The following is an 18242-nucleotide window of genomic DNA, read 5'->3' as shown; positions in this document are numbered from 1 at the left end:
AACTATTGTTGGGGATAAAACGGGGGCGAGGCAGATCGATTCAGCCTGGCAGTCGTGCGCTGACGAGGCACAGGCTGCGGTGCTGGCGAAGCTGAATGAGGGTGTGAGAGGTTTTCATGGACCCAACCCTAACCGCGGCATGCGAGGTTGGCAAGGTGCAAAAAAAAAATGAGGGTTTTCTCGGTTTTTTGCGATTTTTCGAGAATTATTTGTTGGCTTTGTGTTTTTTTAGCGTTTTTGTTGCTTGCTGGTTCCGCTGCTGCGCAATCGATGGTCGCTGGGTGTTGGCGTGGCGAGATGCACGCGGGCGCAGAAGTAGCCGGGAAATAACCGGCTACTTCGGTATTTTTTAACGTGTACTCAGCCGAAATAGTTGGGGAATTTATTGGGCCCTAAATACAAAAAGTTCGATGGAGTCAGTTTTATTGCCTTATCCATCTTGAGCTCGACGAACTGACTACCGGTAGTGACAGCTCCTAGATTAACCGGGGTCTGGTCAGTGCTGAATATCACCATATAGTCGCCACTGCCCACATAGCGTTCATTGCCTAAAAACAGCAAGTTTTCGACGTTCTCGCCATTGAACTGCTGGCCGGGAGGGTTGACGTACACGCCGCCCTTCGAGCCGGCGCGCCGTTCTGCGCGGGCTAAATCGTTAATACTTTGCTGCTGAGCGATCGCTTCTGACCCTGCCCTGCTGGTGTAGTGAATATAGACGGGTTGCCCGTTGTGAAAGCCAGAATCCACTATCGATTGCCAATCCTGATGATTGGCCAATTGCGGCGTCGCAGAAGCATTTGTTAGCGAGTTTCCTTTCAATGGGGATCGTTTTTGCGATGGAGTATTTACACCACCCTGATTGCTGGCCAGTCGCCACTCCCCGTTGCCGGCAGATTGCAACGTTACCTGCCGTCTTGCGCTTCGTGAGGCACTTGAAGGTAAATGGGGATCGATGATGTTCACCCGTCCGCTGTTGACGTGGAACGGTGACTCGATCTGATAAACCTTATTGAGACCGGTACTGTCGGTGAACCGAACGTACCAAGTGCCGCCGACATTGTAGGTACCGTTTGAGCCCAGTACAGTGCCCCGAATCACCTCATCCGGTACGGCAAAGGCACTCAGATCACGGGTTATATGGGTGATGGCAGGTTGCTCGGCATTAGCCACAACCCCTCTACTGGTCGAGGATGTTGCTGGCGACGAGCCGCCAGGCGTCTGCAGCGCCCTGGGCATAGCGCGCGGTACGGGCTCAATGGCTCTCAAGGACGTCTTGGCAACAGGGCGCAGCGGCGAGGTCCGAATCAGCGGTATACCCGCCCCGGCGGTGGAAAAGTCCGCGTAGATCGCTCGCCCCAGAGCCGGGTTCTTGATCAATTTAGGCAAGACTCTTGCGTTGACGCGCAGTGCCGTGACACCCGCCTTCCCCAGTCGGAGTGCTGTGGAAGCACCTTTGCCGACCACCGGCAGCAGGTCCATGAAGATCAAGGCGACATCAATCCCGAACTGGACCTTGTTGGCCGTTGATTGTGCCTTCACCTCGGCACTGCTGACAGATTGGTGGTCGGCCTTGTCGATCACCAACTGCACGTGTTGTTTATACAACTCATCCAGGCTATTGCCGGTCATGGGGGCGAGGGTGGAGGCGTCACCTGTCAGCTTGAGGGCCTTGACGAAAGTGTCGATGGCGGCGGCGGGGTTCCTTGCCAAATCGAATTTGTGTTTGTTGAGTGTCTCCTTCGCTTTGGCGACGTCATCTTTATTGACCGGCGATTTACGGCCCGCGGTGTACAGCTTCCACTCGTTTTTATCCAGCAGGGTATTGAGCGCCTGTTGGCTTGCCACTTCGCGAAAAGTGATGCCATCGGGGGCATTCGGTGTGTACAGCACCTGCTCCGCATCCTTGCTGTTGCCGATCACCATCACACCTTGAACCGGCAGGCCGCGCTGGACGAGGGTGTGGGTCACAATGGTTTCACCATCGACCAGTGGGCGGTTGGCCGGGTCGGGGTGATCCAGCACCGCGGCGACCCATTGCGCGCCGCGTTTGGACGTCTTGTCGTTTTTTGCCTCAGCCTTGTAGGCATCAGGGTTGAGCTCTGCAAGAAACGCCTCTTTGCTCATCAGGTCCGCTTGGCTGGCTTTCCACGCGTCACGGCGTTCACCCGCCTTGCCCGCCACGGCGTCCGTGGCCAGTTCTTTTTTCAACAGGGCAGTGTATTCACCGCCGACATCGGCGCTGTTGACCAGTGTCTTGAGTTGGTCTGTGTCCAGTACGACAGGCTTGCCATCGGTGTCGAGCACCGGTTTGCCCTGTTTGTCGGTCAGCGGTAGTTTGAAGGTGGTTTGTGTGAACGTCGCGCTTTCACCGGCGGGGAACTCGGTGGGGTTTTTCAGGGCGAGGTCGGTGAGCGATACCCGCGTGTTTTTTTCGAAAGGGGTGTGGCTGCTGGTTTTTCGACCGTTGTTGATGTGCGTCCGGGTGCGGACCTGAACCATTAATTGATCGGCATCCACCACGGCGTTCGGGTAGCTCTTTTTTATTGCCTCATTCATCCGGTCGCGGGTGAAGGTTGCCAGGGAGGGAATGCTTTCAAGCAATGGGGTCAGTGCGTCGACACTTTTTTCCTGCGCTTGCTCCAAGCGGGCAAAGAGCGCCTCCTGAGCCGGGTTCAGGTTTTTCAGCCATTCGGGTTGCAGTTTATCCGCCAATGCCTGGTTACGTGCCTGTAGAGCATTGCTGCCGTCGAGCAGGTAGGACCAGTCGGCGGCGTCATCGATGGCCTCAGAAGAAAGGGGATCTTTTCGCTGGCTCGCCTCGGCCTCTGCCTGCTGGCGCTTGAGCATCCAGGGAATACCTTCGGCCAGTACATCGCCATCCAGCGGTGCAGCGCTGAGCATCAGGTCTTCCCCGGTGGGCGGTTCGGTGCCGTTTTGGAGCGCTAGCGGCACGGTTTGCAGCAGCAGGTCGGCGTTTGCACCGCCTTCGTCCAGCCGTTTGGCCAATGCCTGGCGGGCCTGGGCTGGCGTTGCGAACTCTTCGAAGCCCTCACCTGGGGTGTACAGCACGACGGGGCCATGGGCGTCGTCGAGTCGAAGGGACTTGCCTTTTGGCCATGGTGGGGGCGTAGAAAAGGAACCGTCGGTCTGGGTAATCAGAAAGGTTCCGGCCAGCAGCGCACCGTGCTCGGTACCGTCGTCGATCGTGAGTGGGTACACACCTGGACGTGCGCCATCGGTGAAGGCTTTTTCCCGCTCGGCCAGGGTGGGGTGTTGCAGGGCGCTGTCGATCAGATTTTTGCTCGCCGCCGTCAGCGTGCCGTCGCTAACGCGCAATGCGGTGAGGGTCGAAAGTTGTTGTTTGTGCAGGGTCAATAATTGGTTCTGAGGAGACTCCATTACCTTCGGGTTGCGTTCTGTCGGACGGGGTGTCGTCCAGAAGTCCTCGAGCACCGCAGGGTACTGAGTGGCGATGGTCCTGGCGATGGTTTGTAATGTGCCTGAGGTGACAGCCGGCACGGCGGCGTCGGAGGAGGTTTGTTGAGTGATGAATCCGGTGCGTATGTCGCGCTCACCGTGTAGAAGTTTGTTTGGGGTGGCCTGGATTTGCTGGATTGTCCGCGCAAGAGCCGTCATCAACGGTTCAGAAGACTCCAGGGTTTCAATGTCATCCTCACTGCGGTAGCGATTGAAGGACAGTGTTTCGGCGTTCAGGGGGCGTACGTCTGGAAATGCCTCTTCAAGTTGAGCCTGGACAAAGGCCTTGAAGTTCGGCTGCTGGCCTTGCAAGCGTTGCATGGCGAGGGTGAGGTCGTCGTGTTGAATGAGGAAGGCTTGCTGGTCACTGACGTTGAATCGTTTCGCGAGTCCAGGGTATTTCACGGTGGCCGGTGGAATGCCAGGCGAGGTAGGCAGGGGCGGAGTGTCGGGGGCAAAAGTGGAGGGGGTTGAGGCAGGTGCAACCGGGGTGTTTTCAACGTTGGGCTTTGGTGGCTGGTGGCTATGAGTATTACGTTGTACCGAGGACTGGTGCATCAGGGCATGGCCGAGAGCAAACATAAGGAAGACCTCTTGAGGCAGTTTCGAGGGTGGTCGTTACGCTCCTTGTAAGTCGTCAGATGGGTGAGTCTTCAATGAGGGTTGGTTCCTGAAATAAATATAATGAAAGACAAGACACTGCACCGACATCGATGCAGTGCATATCGCTCAGGGCTGGAACGCGCCGATAAAGATCGCCGGATCGACCCGCGCATCGTTCAGGCTGATATTCCAGTGCATGTGTGGCCCGGTAGCGCGGCCTGTCGAACCGACCTTGCCGACCACTGCGCCGCGGGTGAGTTGGTCGCCGACTTTCACGTCGATCTTCGACATATGGCAGAACATGCTGATAAAGCCCTGGCCATGGTCGACGAACACGGTGTTGCCGTTGAAGAAGTAGTTGCCTACCAGAATCACCTTGCCGTTGGCTGGCGTCTTGATCGGCGTGCCAGCCGGCACGGCGAAGTCCAGGCCTGAGTGCGGGTTGCGTTCTTCACCGTTGAAGAAGCGACGCACGCCGAACTTGCTCGACAATGGCCCGTTCACCGGTTTATCCAGCACCAGGTTGCTTGGCAGGTTTGGGCTGAAACTGCGGTAGGCCTTGAGCTGCACCGCCAACTCCGCCTCGATGCGCTTGAGCTGCGCCGGGTCGGGGTTGACCTGGCTTTTGTTCTTCAAGGTGATGTGCTGTTCCGGGTACTTCTTGTAGCCGACGATAAACGGCAGGCTACGGCTGCCGCTGCTGATGCGCTCGTTGCCCGGTTTGACCGTCAACGGGATACCGACAATCGCCAACCAGTTGTCCTGCTCTTTCACCACTAATACCGGCTTGCCCTGGTAAGTGGCTTTCGGCGCCGCCGCCGAAGGGCCCAGTTCGACCACGGCCACACCACCCGGTACCGGTTTGTTCAAAGTGCGGGTGATGTAGCTGTCGGCGTGGGCGTTGAAGGTGAGGCACAGCAGCATCAACAGGCTAAATAAACGAGGCATCAATCAATCCAATAACGAAAGGGTGACGGGTGTCAGGTGGTTGTCTTCCACCCGCACTTGCAATTGGCCTTCACCGAGACGCGCGGTCAGGCGCTGGCCAGTGTGGGTTTGCGCGGCACTGCGAATCGCCTGGCCACGCTCGTCCAGCAGGATGCTGTAGCCACGGCTCAGGGTCGCCAGAGGGCTCACCACCTGCAACGTCTGCACCTGGCTTTGCAGTTGCAGGCGCCGCGCCTTGAGGCCTTCGCGCATGGCACGGGGCAAGCGCTCGGCGAGGCTGTCCAGGCGTTGGCGCAGCAGGGCCAATTGGCGGCCAGGATGCTGGCCGGCGAGGCGGGTTTCCAGGCGGATCAGGCGCTCGCGACGGGTATTGAGGCTGCGCTCGAAGGCGCGGCGCAGGCGCATGTCCAGATCATCCAGGCGCTGGGCTTGCTGGCGCAGGCGCTCGCCGGGGTGGCGCAGGCGTCGGGCCATGCCTTCCAGGCGCAAACGGTCATGGGTCAGGCGGTTGCGCATCAGCATCACCAGGCGGCGATGCAGATTTTCCACTTGACGTACCAGGTGGCTGGCGTCCGGCGCGAGCAATTCCGCTGCGGCGGAGGGGGTCGGCGCGCGCACGTCGGCGACGAAATCGCAGATGGACACATCGGTTTCATGGCCGACGGCACTCACGATCGGCGTGACACAGGCGTCCACCGCGCGGGCCACGGCTTCTTCGTTGAAACACCAGAGGTCTTCCAATGAGCCGCCGCCACGGGCCAGGATCAATGCATCAAAGCCACGCGCATCCGCCAGTTTCAGCGCGCGCACAATTTGCGGGATGGCTTCGCGGCCTTGCACGGCAGTGGGGATCAGCGTCAGTTCAACGTTCGGCGCTCGGCGGCGGAACACGCTGATGATGTCGCGGATCACCGCACCCGTCGGCGAACTGATAATGCCAATGCGCCGAGGATGGGCCGGCAGCGGCACCTTGCGCTCGGCGCTGAACAGGCCTTCGGCGCTGAGCTTTTCCTTCAACGCATCGAAGGCCAGGCGCAGCGCGCCGTCACCGGCCGGCTCCACCGTGTCGAGGATCAACTGGTAGTCGCCACGGCCCTCAAACAACGAGACCTTGCCACGCACTTTCACCGCCAGGCCATCCTTCAACGCTTGGCGCACCCGCGCTGCGTTATTGCGGAACAGTGCGCAACGCACCTGGGCGCCGCTGTCCTTGAGGGTGAAATACACATGGCCGGAGGCCGGGCGGGCGAGGTTGGAGATCTCGCCTTCGACCCAGATATTGGTGAACACGTCCTCCAGCAACACCCGCGCACGGCCGTTGAGCTGGCTGACAGTCAGGACTTCGCGGTCCAGGCCCAGACGGGCAAAAGGATCTTTAATCATGGGCGGCAGTTTATAGGCATTCGTGCAGGGTTTGGCAGAATTGCTCCACCAACGCGCTTGGCGTTTGCTGGCAGGCCAGCGCCACGGTGCTGAGGCAGTCCGGGTCCGCCAGGGGTAAAAAACGCACGCTGGCGGGGGACATGTCCTGCATGGATTTTGGTAACAAGGCAATGCCGAAGCCTGCCTGGATCAGCTGCAGTTGGGTGGTCTTGCGTGACATCACCCGTGCGGCCTTGGGGAAAAATCCTGCACGCATGCACAACTCGGCTGACAGATAACTCAGTCCGCCGCGCTGGGGATGAGGGATGGAGATAAACGCTTCGTCCTTGAGCTGTTCCAGCTCTATCGGCATATTGCTGTTCACCAGCGGATGATTCGGCGGTACCGCCAGCAACAGTTGTTCACTGTAGAGAGGCACCACTCGAACACCTTCGCGCTGACGCAGTACTGGCAAGCGCAACAGCCCAACCTCCAGGCGACCGTCAGCGATTTCTTCCAACTGTGCTTCCGAGGACAGTTTGGCGATATCCATCGATACACCAGGGCAGCGCTCCAGCCAATTGCTGATGCCTTGCAGCAGCGACCCGCTCATTGGCACGGTGCTCGAATGGCTCAACCTCAGGGTGCCGAGTTGGCCGTTGCCGATTTGAGTGGTCATCTCGCTGGCCTTGAGCAGTTCACTCAACAGGTTTCGCGCCCGTGGGTAAAACGCCTCACCGGCGGCCGTCAGCCGGGGCTGGCGCGCGGTGCGTTCAAATAGCGGGGTTTGCAGCTGGGTTTCCAGCTCTTTGATCTGTCGGCTCAGGGCTGATTGCGCGACAAACAAACGCTCGGCGGCGGCGCTGAAGCTGCCGCTGTCGGCGATTTCGACGAAGTAACGCAGTTGGCGAGTGGAAATCACGCGTCATGCCTTTTCGAGATGGGTAGAGGACTTTGAAGATATTAGTCGCAACCCTCGTCGATGACTAAAGTGAAGGTCATCTCTTTCAAGGAATAACCCATGAGCCCGCTTGAGCTGATGAGCCAGTGGTCGTTTGACAGTGTGGATTGGCTGGTGATCGGCCTGGGCGTGGTAGTGGCTTATATCGTATTCGGCATCGCAGGTTTTGGCACGGCGCTGGTGGCGGGGCCGGTGCTGATCCTGTTCATGCCGTTGTCGAAGATCATTCCGCTGCTGGTGCTGCTGGATTTTGTCGCAGCGTTCGGCAACCTGCTGCAGTCGCGGCGTGACGTGGATAAACCGGAGTTGCTGCGCTTACTGCCGTGCATGGCCATCGGCTGCACATTGGGCGTGGTGTTTTTGCTCAATCTGCATTCAGATTTGTTGCTGCTGTTGATGGGGCTGTTTATCAGCGCCTATGCGGTCTACAGCTTGGCGGTAAAGGCACGGCCGACGCAGCTGGCGGCGGTCTGGTCGATTCCGATGGGCACAGTCGGCGGGTTGTTTGGGGCGCTGTTTGGCAGCGGTGGCTTTTTATATGCGATCTATCTCAATAGCCGTTTACCCAAAGACGCGGCCCGTGCCACTCAAAGCGCGTTGATCAGTTGCAGCACGGTGGTGCGCCTGAGCCTGTTCCTGATCGCCGGGGTGTATGCGGAATTACCCTTGTTGGTGCTGGCGGTGTGCCTGTTGCCGGCGATGGCGCTGGGCTTGTGGTGTGGGCGAAGGCTGACCATGCGCCTGTCGCGGGAGGCGTTTGTGCGGTTGGTGACGTGGTTGGTGCTGGCCAGTGGGGTTGCGTTGATTGGGCGGTATTTGAGTACTTGACCTGAGTGGGGCAGGGATTAAGCTGCCTGCCTTTAGGGCCTCTTCGCGAGCAAGCCCGCTCCCACATTCGACTGCATTCTGTCTGAAGGAATGCACTCGAATGTGGGAGCGGGCTTGCTCGCGAAGGCGTCAATCGCCACACCGCAGGACTTTCAGGCCCCATGAATTCCCAAAGCATCCTTGTCCCGAAAATCTCCACCTTGCCCGTCCACGAACCCCGCGCCCGGGCGATCGTGCGTTGGCTGGTGCGCAAGAACATCATCAAGGAAGAACTGACCACCTGCGGCCGCACCGGCAATCGCATGGGTTATGCGTTGGCCGATGGCGCCCGCGCCGTGGTGCTGCACCCGCAAGCGTTGCCGTTCAATGAGCCGGTCAACGGCCTGGAAATCATCTACAAACGCTGCATCTACACGCCGGCCAAGGGCTTTCTCGAAGAAGCCGGTTGCCCGGAGTGCCGCAAGGAAGTCGGCGAAGCGTTGTTCGAAAGCCTGGAAGACTGGATGCCTGGCCACACCGACAACTTCACCTGCCCGCTGTGTGGGCATGAAGATGACATCAACGGGTTTCTTTTCCTGCAGGAATGCGGGTTTTCCAACCTGGGATTCATCTTCAATAATTGGGCGGAGGCGGGGTTCAAGCAGAGCTTTATCGACGAATTTGCCGATTGGCTGGATCAGAAGATGAGTTGGGTCAAAGTCGAACTTTAATCCATCTATCAGTATTACCAAGTTTGTCAGAGTTTTACATTGAGCCCGGCAGGGTGCATGTATATAATGGCGCGCTTCCATTTTCCCGCTCGGGAGCCCCCGCGATGCTGCGTATCAGCCAAGAAGCTCTGACATTCGACGACATTCTCCTAGTGCCCGGTTATTCCGAGGTGCTTCCTAACGAAGTCAGTCTCAAGACCCGCCTAACCCGTGGCATCGAGCTGAATATTCCCCTTGTTTCTGCTGCCATGGACACCGTCACTGAAGCCCGTTTGGCAATCGCCATGGCTCAGGAAGGCGGCATCGGCATCATCCACAAGAACATGACCATCGAGCAGCAAGCTGCCGAAGTGCGCAAGGTCAAGCGTTACGAAGCCGGTGTGGTGAAAGATCCGATCACCATCGAAGCCGACGCCACCGTGCGTGACCTGTTCGACCTGACTCGCCTGCACAACATCTCCGGTGTTCCTGTGCTGCACGATGGCGACCTGGTTGGCATCGTCACTTCCCGTGACGTGCGTTTCGAAAACCGTCTTGAAGTCACCGTCCGTGAAGTGATGACGCCTAAAGAGCGCCTGGTCACTGTCAAGGAAGGCGCCGACAAGAACGATGTGCGCGAGCTGCTGCACAAGCACCGCATCGAACGCGTGCTGATCGTCGACGACAAATTCGCCCTCAAAGGCATGATGACCGTCAACGACATCGAAAAAGCCAAGGCTTACCCGCTGGCCAGCAAGGATGACCAAGGTCGTCTGCGCGTTGGCGCTGCGGTTGGTACCGGTAAAGACACCGGTGACCGCGTTTCGGCCCTGGTCGCTGCCGGTGTTGACGTGGTAGTGGTCGACACTGCCCACGGTCACTCCAAAGGCGTGATCGACCGCGTGCGTTGGGTCAAGCAGAACTTCCCTGAAGTGCAAGTGATCGGCGGCAACATCGCCACCGGCGCAGCTGCCAAGGCCCTGGCCGAAGCGGGCGCGGATGCGGTCAAGGTCGGTATCGGCCCAGGCTCGATCTGCACCACCCGTATCGTCGCCGGTGTGGGCGTGCCGCAAATCAGCGCCATCGCCAACGTCGCCGCTGCCCTTGAAGGCACGGGCGTTCCGCTGATCGCCGACGGCGGCATCCGTTTCTCCGGTGACCTGTCCAAGGCCATCGTCGCCGGTGCCTCCTGCGTGATGATGGGCTCGATGTTCGCCGGTACCGAAGAAGCGCCAGGCGAGATCGAACTGTTCCAGGGCCGTTCCTATAAGGCTTACCGTGGCATGGGTTCGCTCGGCGCCATGTCCCAGGCGCAGGGCTCTTCCGACCGGTACTTCCAGGACTCTTCGGCAGGTGCCGAGAAGCTCGTTCCGGAAGGCATCGAAGGCCGTGTACCTTACAAAGGCACCCTGAGCGCGATCATCCATCAACTGATGGGCGGCCTGCGTTCCTCGATGGGCTACACCGGCAGCGCCGACATCGAAGAAATGCGTACCAAGCCTGAGTTCGTACGGATCACCGGCGCCGGCATGGCTGAATCCCATGTCCACGACGTGCAGATCACCAAGGAAGCGCCAAACTACCGCGTAGGTTGATGCTTCCAGCAAAACGTTAAGTAACCGGGGCTGTTCTTTCAGCCCCGAGTTGTTTCTGATTCATTAGACGAGACTGACTTCATGGCCCTCGACATTCACGCCCACCGCATCCTGATCCTCGACTTCGGTTCCCAGTACACCCAGCTGATCGCCCGCCGCGTGCGTGAAATCGGCGTGTACTGCGAACTGCACCCGTTCGACATGGACGACGAAGCGATCCGCGAATTCGCACCAAAAGGCGTCATCCTCGCCGGTGGCCCCGAGTCCGTGCACGAAGCCAACAGCCCGCGCTGCCCGCAAGCCGTATTTGACCTGGGCGTGCCCGTCTTCGGTATTTGCTACGGCATGCAGACCATGGCCGAGCAACTGGGCGGCAAGGTCGAAGGTTCCGAACTGCGTGAATTCGGTTATGCCCGTGTAGACGTGGTCGGCAAGAGCCGCCTGCTGGACGGCATCGAAGACCACGTCGACGCCGACGGCCTGTTCGGCCTCGACGTGTGGATGAGCCACGGTGACAAGGTCACCAAGATGCCGGAAGACTTCCACATCCTGGCCAGCACCCCGAGCTGCCCGATCGCCGGCATGTTCAGCGACGAGCGTCGCTACTACGGCGTGCAGTTCCACCCGGAAGTGACCCACACCAAGCAAGGCGGCCGCATCCTGTCGCGCTTCATCCTCGACATCTGCGAGTGTGAAGCCCTGTGGACCCCGTCGAAAATCGCTGAAGACGCGATTGCTCAAGTCCGTGCCCAGGTGGGTACCGACAACGTACTGCTGGGCTTGTCCGGCGGCGTTGACTCCTCCGTGGTTGCAGCCCTGCTGCACAAAGCCATCGGCGACCAACTGACCTGCGTCTTCGTCGACAACGGCCTGCTGCGTCTGCACGAAGGTGAGCAAGTGATGGCCATGTTCGCCGAGAACATGGGCGTCAAGGTGATCCGCGCCAACGCCGAAGACCAGTTCCTCAACAACCTGGCCGGCGAGTCCGACCCAGAGAAGAAGCGCAAGATCATCGGTCGCACCTTCATCGACGTATTCGATGCCCAGTCCAACAAACTGGACAACATCAAGTACCTCGCCCAGGGCACCATCTACCCTGACGTGATCGAGTCGGCTGGCGCCAAGAGCGGCAAGGCCCACGTGATCAAGTCCCACCACAACGTGGGTGGCCTGCCTGAGGAAATGAACCTCAAGTTGGTAGAACCGCTGCGCGAACTGTTCAAGGACGAAGTCCGTCGTCTGGGCCTGGAACTGGGCCTGCCGTACGACATGGTCTACCGCCACCCATTCCCAGGCCCAGGCCTGGGCGTGCGTATCCTCGGTGAAGTGAAGAAGGAATACGCCGACCTGCTGCGTCGCGCCGACCACATCTTCATCGAAGAACTGCGCAAGGCCGACTGGTACCACAAAGTCAGCCAGGCATTCGTAGTATTCCAACCGGTGAAATCCGTTGGCGTGGTAGGCGATGGCCGTCGTTACGCGTGGGTCGTGGCCCTGCGTGCCGTAGAAACCATCGACTTCATGACCGCTCGTTGGGCACACCTGCCGTACGAACTGCTGGAAACTGTCAGCGGCCGTATCATCAATGAAATCGAAGGCATCTCGCGCGTTACTTATGACGTGTCGAGCAAGCCGCCGGCGACGATTGAGTGGGAATGATCCTGCAGTAGCAGGTGAGCGCTGAACAACAAAACCCCGGCCAGGTGCCGGGGTTTTGTATTTTGGAATAAGGTAAACCAAATACAACCGACCAAATTGTGGGAGCTGGCTTGCCTGCGATGGCATCACCTCGGTATGACTTGATACCCAGGCGTCTGCATCGCAGGCAAGCCAGCTCCCACATTTGATCTCTGTTTGGCCCTACCGCCGCGCGATATCCGAAAAGTAAAACATTGACGTTTTCAACGAACGGCACAGGCTGGCGCAGGTATCAGAGAAACTGCGATCGAATCAAATCCGTATCAAACGGTGTTATCCCTTGATCAGTCGCAAACACCGTCTGCGCCTGCTGCGGTGAAGCCACGCGTTGTCCCCGCGCTCGAACGTGTAAATCGAACAGCGTCTCCAAATCCGGCCTTGGCGTATGTATCAAGGCTCGCAGCATCAACGATACCCCGCCGAGGTTGTTCTCGACGTTGTTCCACCGCGGAGATGAAGTGAGCCCCAGATCGGCCCAAATCATGCGTCGCTCCTGCAAGTCCATCACGAATGGCAGACAGATAACGGTGTCAGATGCGATATCAATACGGTCGAACACGGATTTAGGTTCGAATACTTCACCCGAAGCTGTGTCGGTGCGGGCCATCCAGCCAGCGAAGCATTCGGGAAGATCGCAGTAAGGCTGCTCGGTGAATGAGTTGATCGACGTGACGACATAGCGGATACCCTTCTCCGCGAGGACATCAAGGTCAAGATCGATGAACTCCGAAGCGCCTTTGGGTGCGTCCACGATATCGCCACTGTGGTAGCCGCCGTAACCCTTAAGGTTGTAGTACGCAACCGCTTCTCTGAATACGAAGTTGGCGTCGAAAAAAGCGGCGGACAAGTCAATGTCCGTGCGCCCACGGCCGTTTTTCCACCACAGGAACAGGCGAATGAAGCGTGTGTCGGGCATCGGCAACCGACTGCCGCGCACTAGCGTACGTAGCGATTTTGATGAAGCACGCTGCGCCAGCGGCACTCTGTATTCGCGTAATGTCGGATCGATAAAGCAGCGGCCCAGTGGCGGCAGTAACGCAAAACGCGTTACGAGAGCGTCCTCGCAGATTTGGGCTGCACGCGCCAACACGTCGGGTGTGACAGGTTCGCGCCGATCCTTGATGCCATAGACTTTTGCCAATGATCCTTTCGGTGTGAAGGCCCGCAGAGGTAGGGGGCGCGGAGCACTTACCTGGGCCAGCAACTGCAGCAGGACAGGTGAGGAGACTTGTGCCGCAACCGCCTCGAACGCATCGAGAACAGCCTCTGGTTCCATGGAGCGCCGCAGGGTCGCATCCAGCCGTCGTGCGAACTCACCAGGATGGCTTTGTAGCAGGGGCGTAAGTGTAGCGATGTGACGCTGGGCAAACAATGTTTCGACACGCGATCCAAATGAAGCTGGCGCTTCGTTACGACGCGCTGCCGTGATGGCGGCTAGCGCTCTTGGGTATTTATCGGCGTAGTCGCCTGGATGCAGCACTTCAGCCAGTCGTTTCCAACGCTCAGAATGGCGCATCACGTCCTCTACAGCGTTGGGTATGGGCTCGAGTAACCGCAACAGCAGACGGCGCATTGAGCGCTTCATCGCTGTGAAACGCGTCGAAGCGGTCGCCAGCGATACGTCTCCTCCATTCAGTGCTACGGCGAGCCGTAGCACGTCAGTCGCCGTTTCGACGTTATGCTCCAGGAATGCGTTCACTCGTGCATCGCCGGGTACATGCAGGATAAGTGCGCTGCCAACCTGTGCGCGGATCTCCCGGAACGGGACGGCATCAGGCAGCAGGCGGAATACATCGTCTTTGTAACGCCGGATAAACCAGATGACATCGGCAGTTTCCTCTTCGGAAAGCGAGCTGCGCGATGAAACCAGTTGCTCGAGCAGTGACTCGAACTCAGAGACACTTCCCGGTTCGATAACACGGGATATGAAGTTGCCTTCAAGCATCGCAGGTCGAGAGTGTTCAGACGGTGGTAAGCGTCGAAGCGTGAGGTAGTGCATGACGGCGTTAAGGTACAACTGCGCCTCTGAGGCGGCCAGAACCTGCTCTGGGAAGTCAGGATAAAGCGGCGAGTAGTGCACGTGAGCACCCGTCTCCCGCCGAAGGACTCCGACAATTTCGCGCAGCCAGCACTTGAGCTCTATCGCTGACAACCTTCCGATTTGTTCAATCAGAGGCTCTGATAGTACGCATCGGAACGCCGCAACTTCCCGGACAGCTGACGCAACCTGAGCATGTGTAGCTCCGCCAGTGCCCATCGGTACGTGAACTTTGCTACGACGACGCAGGAACAACTCCTGATTCATGCTTGGTTTTCTCCCTTGGCCACCGTCGCGGATGAGCTGCAGCAGCGTTCTACAGCAGGTGTAAAAACGCCTGCAAGAAGCAGGCGCAGTGTGGAGAGCGAAACCCCTAGGTCATAGGAGGTTAGAAGGAAGGTGTTCCATAGCCACGCCGGCATTCTACGTAGGGTTGAATCTGTTTGTCAGGTCGCTAAGCATATCAACCGTAACGAACTGCTTCGCCAGAAGGGCAGGGGACGCTTAAGCGCCCTCGGCAACGTGCCTCCGCTCCTACTGACCCCTTACAAACGCTACTTCAAGTCTGGAAGGCTTGGAGCAACTCCCGAGCTTGCCCATAATCGAAATAAATCAAAGCTACTCTATTGTTCTAAATCGAGCGTACTAGCTGATGACATTGCTCATTGTGAGCGGTCGCAATCCTGGAGGCCTGTACATGAAGCTGGAAGATCGTATGCAGGCTGCCATCGATGGCATGCCGGGGAACGTCATCCTGCGCATGGGTGTTGCAGCGCTTGGAGGGGGCATTCACAGGTATCTGTAGCTCTGGATGAGTTGAAGCGCAAAGGTGTGATCGTGCGCATGGGCATAGGCATTTACGCGAAGGCTTCTCGTAATCCTGACACAGGCGCTGTTACCCCTGTGGCCGACCTCGAAACACTTGCCGTTGAGGTGTTTCAGCGACTGGGTGTGAGTGCTTCCGTGCAGGTCGGCTCATCTGTATCCGGGCGTTCAGTTGCCTCAAAAGACGCGAAAATCTGCGTAAAAGGTAGTCGCCGAATTCGTCGCAAGCTGTCGCTCGGCGCAAGGTCAGTAGTTTATGTCAACGAGCTCACATCTCCCAGGAAAGCGAAAAGCTCGGTACGACGTCATCCCAAAACGGGAGCCTTGATCATTCCGAAGTCTGGACTACGGCGTTACGTGATGGATCTGGCGGACTCTTGCCAGGTCGCTTATGTCAGGACTTACGCGGATGAATGGGCGGAAAGTGTTTCTAGATTGGCGGGAGACGATGTTCGCACCGATGTCATTGAGAACCTGGTCATCGCGCTGAAGAAAGAGAAAAAAATCACCGGTCTGGAAGCGGTTCACTTGCTGGCCAACTACTTGAGGGAAAAGCAGCGTGTTTGACCCATTCAAGGACTTTGGCGCGAAGGGCTAGCTCAGAAGCCGCTATTCGTTCCGTCCGAGGCCTGAATGGCTTAGTGACGACGGATACTGTCGAGGGGCATTCAGACGATCCTGCGATCTCCCGAAAATATCAGGAGTTTGATCAGCGACGGGGCTACATCATCGATTGACACACGCGCGTTGCTCAAGCCGTTCGCTCGTCCACCCAGCGCGTGGGTTCACCGCCGCGCAATATCCGAAAAATAAAACTTATCCAACGTATGCCGCGACTCGGTGTACTCGAACTGCCGCCCATCCTGCAAAAACGTCTGGTTGCTCACCACGATCACATGGCTTTGGCCGTCGAGGTCCAGATGCGCTTGGTCGTCTTTGCTGCGGGGCAGGGCTTCGATGGTGCGTTGGGCGTAGGCGATTTGCAGCTGCAGGGTCTGTTCGATAAACGCGTAGATCGACTGCTCGGCAATCGCCTGGTCCAGGCCTGGGATTACCTCGGCGACGAAATGGTTGATGTCGAGGATCACGCGTTTGCCGCCAATGCGCCGTACTCGCTTGATGCGGGTGATCAGTGTGCCGGGTTCGGCTTCGATGTGTTGCAGCAGTGAGCCTTCCAACGGGAACTGGGTGAGTTCGACCACTTCGGTGCGTACGTCGTCGCCCAGGTCGGCGTGGGTTTCGTAGAAGCTGACGATGCCGCCCAGTTGGAACTCAATCGGGTTGGGGGACAGAACGAAGGTGCCTTTGCCGTGGATCTTCTGGGCAAACCCGCGCTCCTGCAACTGCTCGATAGCACGGCGCACAGTGCCTCGGCTGGCCTGGTAGCTGTCCATCAATTCAGTTTCGGAGGGAAGGCGCGTGCCGCGTTGCAGACGTTCAGTGGTGATGCTGGCAAGCAGATCCGTATAGATCTGGTTGTATTTGCTCATGGGGATGGCTCTGTGCCCGACTTGGTGAAGGTGAACTGCGCGTTCAAGGCAGGAACCTTAGTGGGCCGGCTGGGGTTTGTCCATTAGACCCTTGGATTTATGCGGCTTGTAGCGATGCAGGGCCAGCAAACAATAAACATTTTGTAACTCGTACAGACGAGTTGTTGCTTTAACTCGTACAGACGAGTACTTTTGCCCTCGGCGTGCTGCCAATGACTGCCCTCAAATAAAAAAATCAAAGTGGAAACCAAGCATGAGCCACGACTATTCCAATATTGCCCGCGAGATCCTTGAGTACCTCGGGGGCAGCGACAACCTTGAGCAAGCCGCCCACTGCGTGACCCGCCTGCGCCTGGCACTCAAGGACCCGAGCCTGGTCAACAGCAGCGCGCTGAACCAGGTCGATCTGGTCAAGGGTTCGTTCTTTACCGGCGGCCTGTTCCAGGTGGTGATCGGCCCCGGCGAAGTGGAGAAGGTCTACGCCGCCCTGCGCGAGCAAACCGGCCTCGCCGCCGCCACCATCGCCGACGTGAAGAAGAAGGGCGCCGACAAGACCAACGCCATGCAGCGCCTGGTACGGGTGTTCTCCGATGTGTTCATGCCGATCCTGCCTGCGCTGATCATCGCCGGCCTGTTGATGGGCGTGAACAACCTGATGGGTGCCAAGGGCATGTTCATCGAGGGCAAGACACTGCTGGAGGCGTATCCGAACCTGGATGGCCTGTGGAGCCTGATCAACCTGATGGCCAACACTTCGTTTGTGTTCTTGCCGGCGTTGGTAGGCTGGTCGGCGGCCAAGCGTTTTGGCGGCAGTGAAATCCTCGGCATCGTGCTGGGGCTGATGCTGGTGCACCCGGACCTGCTCAGTGCCTGGAACTACGGCAAGGCGGTGGCGGGGCTCGACGGCCAGAGCCTGCCGTACTTCGATATCTTCGGCTGGTTCAAGATCGAAAAAGTCGGCTACCAGGGGCAGATCCTGCCGATCCTGATGGCTGCTTATGTGATGAGCGTCATCGAGAAATGGCTGCGGGCGCGAGTGCCCAATGCGATTCAACTGTTGGTCGTGCCCATCACCACCATCGTCGTCACCGGCGTGTTGGCGCTGGCGATCATCGGCCCGGTGACCCGCCACCTCGGCATCCTGATCACCGAAGGCGTGGTCACCCTGTTCGACCTGGCGCCGATGCTGGGCGGGGCGATTTTCGGCCTGCTGTATGCACCGCTGGTGATCACCGGCATGCACCACATGTTCCTCGCCGTGGACCTGCAACTCATCTCTACCCAGGGCGGTACGTTTATCTGGCCGATGATCGTCATGTCCAACCTGGCCCAGGGCAGCGCCGCACTCGGCGTGTTCTACATGACCCGCAATGCGCGGGACAAAAGCATGGCCTCCACCTCGGCGATTTCCGCGTACTTCGGCATTACGGAACCGGCGATGTTCGGGGTGAACCTGCGCTTCAAGTTTCCGTTCTACGCCGCGCTGCTGGGCTCGGCGCTGGGCAGTATTTTCCTGTCGCTGAACAAGGTGCAGGCGTCGGCCATCGGCGTCGGTGGGTTGCCTGGGTTTATCTCGATCATTCCGCAGTACATCCCGAGTTTTGTGATTGGGATGGTCATCGCGATGGTAGTGCCGTTTGTTTTGACCTGTGCGTTGAGCATGAAGATTGTTCGGCCGGGGTATCGGGTCGCCTGAACCACCGTCTTCGCGAGCAAGCCCGCTCCCAC

At 58.5% G+C, this 18242-nt stretch carries 12 protein-coding genes; 6 read left to right on the top strand and 6 right to left on the bottom strand.

Going from position 1 to position 18242, the window contains the following annotated elements:
- Window positions 1-360: 360 nt before the first annotated feature.
- The 4 genes from HF257_RS21345 to HF257_RS21330 all read right to left on the bottom strand — a co-directional run bounded on the left by HF257_RS21345 (window position 361) and on the right by HF257_RS21330 (window position 7312).
- Window positions 361-4059, bottom strand: coding sequence for a dermonecrotic toxin domain-containing protein (locus HF257_RS21345; RefSeq protein ID WP_185708172.1), 3699 nt, complete (start codon window positions 4057-4059; stop codon window positions 361-363).
- A gap of 147 nt (window positions 4060-4206) precedes the next feature.
- The gene (locus HF257_RS21340) at window positions 4207-5028 is read right to left on the bottom strand and encodes a peptidoglycan DD-metalloendopeptidase family protein (protein WP_185708171.1); all 822 of its coding nucleotides are present in this window, start codon (window positions 5026-5028) and stop codon (window positions 4207-4209) included.
- Window positions 5029-5031: 3 nt separating this feature from the next.
- Window positions 5032-6411, bottom strand: coding sequence for an exodeoxyribonuclease VII large subunit (gene xseA, locus HF257_RS21335; protein ID WP_185708170.1), 1380 nt, complete (start codon window positions 6409-6411; stop codon window positions 5032-5034).
- A 10-nt stretch (window positions 6412-6421) separates the two neighbouring features.
- Window positions 6422-7312: a LysR family transcriptional regulator gene (locus HF257_RS21330; protein ID WP_185708169.1), complete on the bottom strand. Its 891-nt coding sequence runs from the start codon at window positions 7310-7312 to the stop codon at window positions 6422-6424.
- A gap of 99 nt (window positions 7313-7411) precedes the next feature.
- Here HF257_RS21330 and HF257_RS21325 point away from each other — a divergent pair, with 99 nt between their 5' ends.
- The 4 genes from HF257_RS21325 (at window position 7412) to guaA (ending at window position 12122) form a co-directional block, all read left to right on the top strand.
- Window positions 7412-8179, top strand: coding sequence for a sulfite exporter TauE/SafE family protein (locus tag HF257_RS21325; protein WP_185708168.1), 768 nt, complete (start codon window positions 7412-7414; stop codon window positions 8177-8179).
- A gap of 161 nt (window positions 8180-8340) precedes the next feature.
- The gene (locus HF257_RS21320) at window positions 8341-8889 is read left to right on the top strand and encodes a sugar ABC transporter ATPase (RefSeq protein WP_185708167.1); all 549 of its coding nucleotides are present in this window, start codon (window positions 8341-8343) and stop codon (window positions 8887-8889) included.
- Between the two features lie 104 nt (window positions 8890-8993).
- Window positions 8994-10463 (top strand): IMP dehydrogenase, encoded by a 1470-nt coding sequence (guaB, locus tag HF257_RS21315; RefSeq protein WP_010207937.1) that lies wholly within the window; start codon window positions 8994-8996, stop codon window positions 10461-10463.
- A gap of 81 nt (window positions 10464-10544) precedes the next feature.
- Window positions 10545-12122, top strand: coding sequence for a glutamine-hydrolyzing GMP synthase (gene guaA / locus HF257_RS21310; protein ID WP_016977685.1), 1578 nt, complete (start codon window positions 10545-10547; stop codon window positions 12120-12122).
- Window positions 12123-12393: 271 nt separating this feature from the next.
- Here guaA and HF257_RS21305 read toward each other — a convergent pair whose 3' ends face one another.
- On the bottom strand, window positions 12394-14466 hold the full coding sequence (locus HF257_RS21305; RefSeq protein WP_185708166.1) for a TerD family protein: 2073 nt from the start codon (window positions 14464-14466) through the stop codon (window positions 12394-12396).
- A 549-nt stretch (window positions 14467-15015) separates the two neighbouring features.
- On the opposite strand from HF257_RS21305, the gene HF257_RS21300 reads away from it, so the two are divergent.
- On the top strand, window positions 15016-15591 hold the full coding sequence (locus tag HF257_RS21300) for a hypothetical protein (RefSeq protein ID WP_185708165.1): 576 nt from the start codon (window positions 15016-15018) through the stop codon (window positions 15589-15591).
- 218 nt (window positions 15592-15809) lie between these two features.
- Here HF257_RS21300 and treR read toward each other — a convergent pair whose 3' ends face one another.
- Window positions 15810-16514, bottom strand: a complete 705-nt coding sequence (gene treR / locus HF257_RS21295) for a trehalose operon repressor (RefSeq protein WP_185708164.1) — start codon at window positions 16512-16514, stop codon at window positions 15810-15812.
- A 253-nt stretch (window positions 16515-16767) separates the two neighbouring features.
- On the opposite strand from treR, the gene treP reads away from it, so the two are divergent.
- Entirely contained in the window at window positions 16768-18210 is a 1443-nt protein-coding gene (gene treP, locus HF257_RS21290; RefSeq protein WP_185708163.1) for a PTS system trehalose-specific EIIBC component, read from the top strand.
- The last annotated feature ends 32 nt before the right edge of the window (window positions 18211-18242 follow it).

Source organism: Pseudomonas cremoris (assembly GCF_014230465.1).
Note: the sequence above shows the minus strand (reverse complement) of the source record. Positions and strands in the feature narration are given on the sequence as shown.

Excerpts from the sequence above, each read along its gene's own strand:
- HF257_RS21345 (WP_185708172.1), bottom strand. The coding sequence starts at position 4,059 with ATGTTTGCTCTCGGCCATGCCCTGATGCACCAGTCCTCGGTACAACGT.
- HF257_RS21340 (WP_185708171.1), bottom strand. The coding sequence starts at position 5,028 with ATGCCTCGTTTATTTAGCCTGTTGATGCTGCTGTGCCTCACCTTCAAC.
- xseA (WP_185708170.1), bottom strand. The coding sequence starts at position 6,411 with ATGATTAAAGATCCTTTTGCCCGTCTGGGCCTGGACCGCGAAGTCCTG.
- HF257_RS21325 (WP_185708168.1), top strand. The coding sequence starts at position 7,412 with ATGAGCCCGCTTGAGCTGATGAGCCAGTGGTCGTTTGACAGTGTGGAT.
- HF257_RS21320 (WP_185708167.1), top strand. The coding sequence starts at position 8,341 with ATGAATTCCCAAAGCATCCTTGTCCCGAAAATCTCCACCTTGCCCGTC.
- guaB (WP_010207937.1), top strand. The coding sequence starts at position 8,994 with ATGCTGCGTATCAGCCAAGAAGCTCTGACATTCGACGACATTCTCCTA.
- guaA (WP_016977685.1), top strand. The coding sequence starts at position 10,545 with ATGGCCCTCGACATTCACGCCCACCGCATCCTGATCCTCGACTTCGGT.
- HF257_RS21305 (WP_185708166.1), bottom strand. The coding sequence starts at position 14,466 with ATGAATCAGGAGTTGTTCCTGCGTCGTCGTAGCAAAGTTCACGTACCG.
- treR (WP_185708164.1), bottom strand. The coding sequence starts at position 16,514 with ATGAGCAAATACAACCAGATCTATACGGATCTGCTTGCCAGCATCACC.
- treP (WP_185708163.1), top strand. The coding sequence starts at position 16,768 with ATGAGCCACGACTATTCCAATATTGCCCGCGAGATCCTTGAGTACCTC.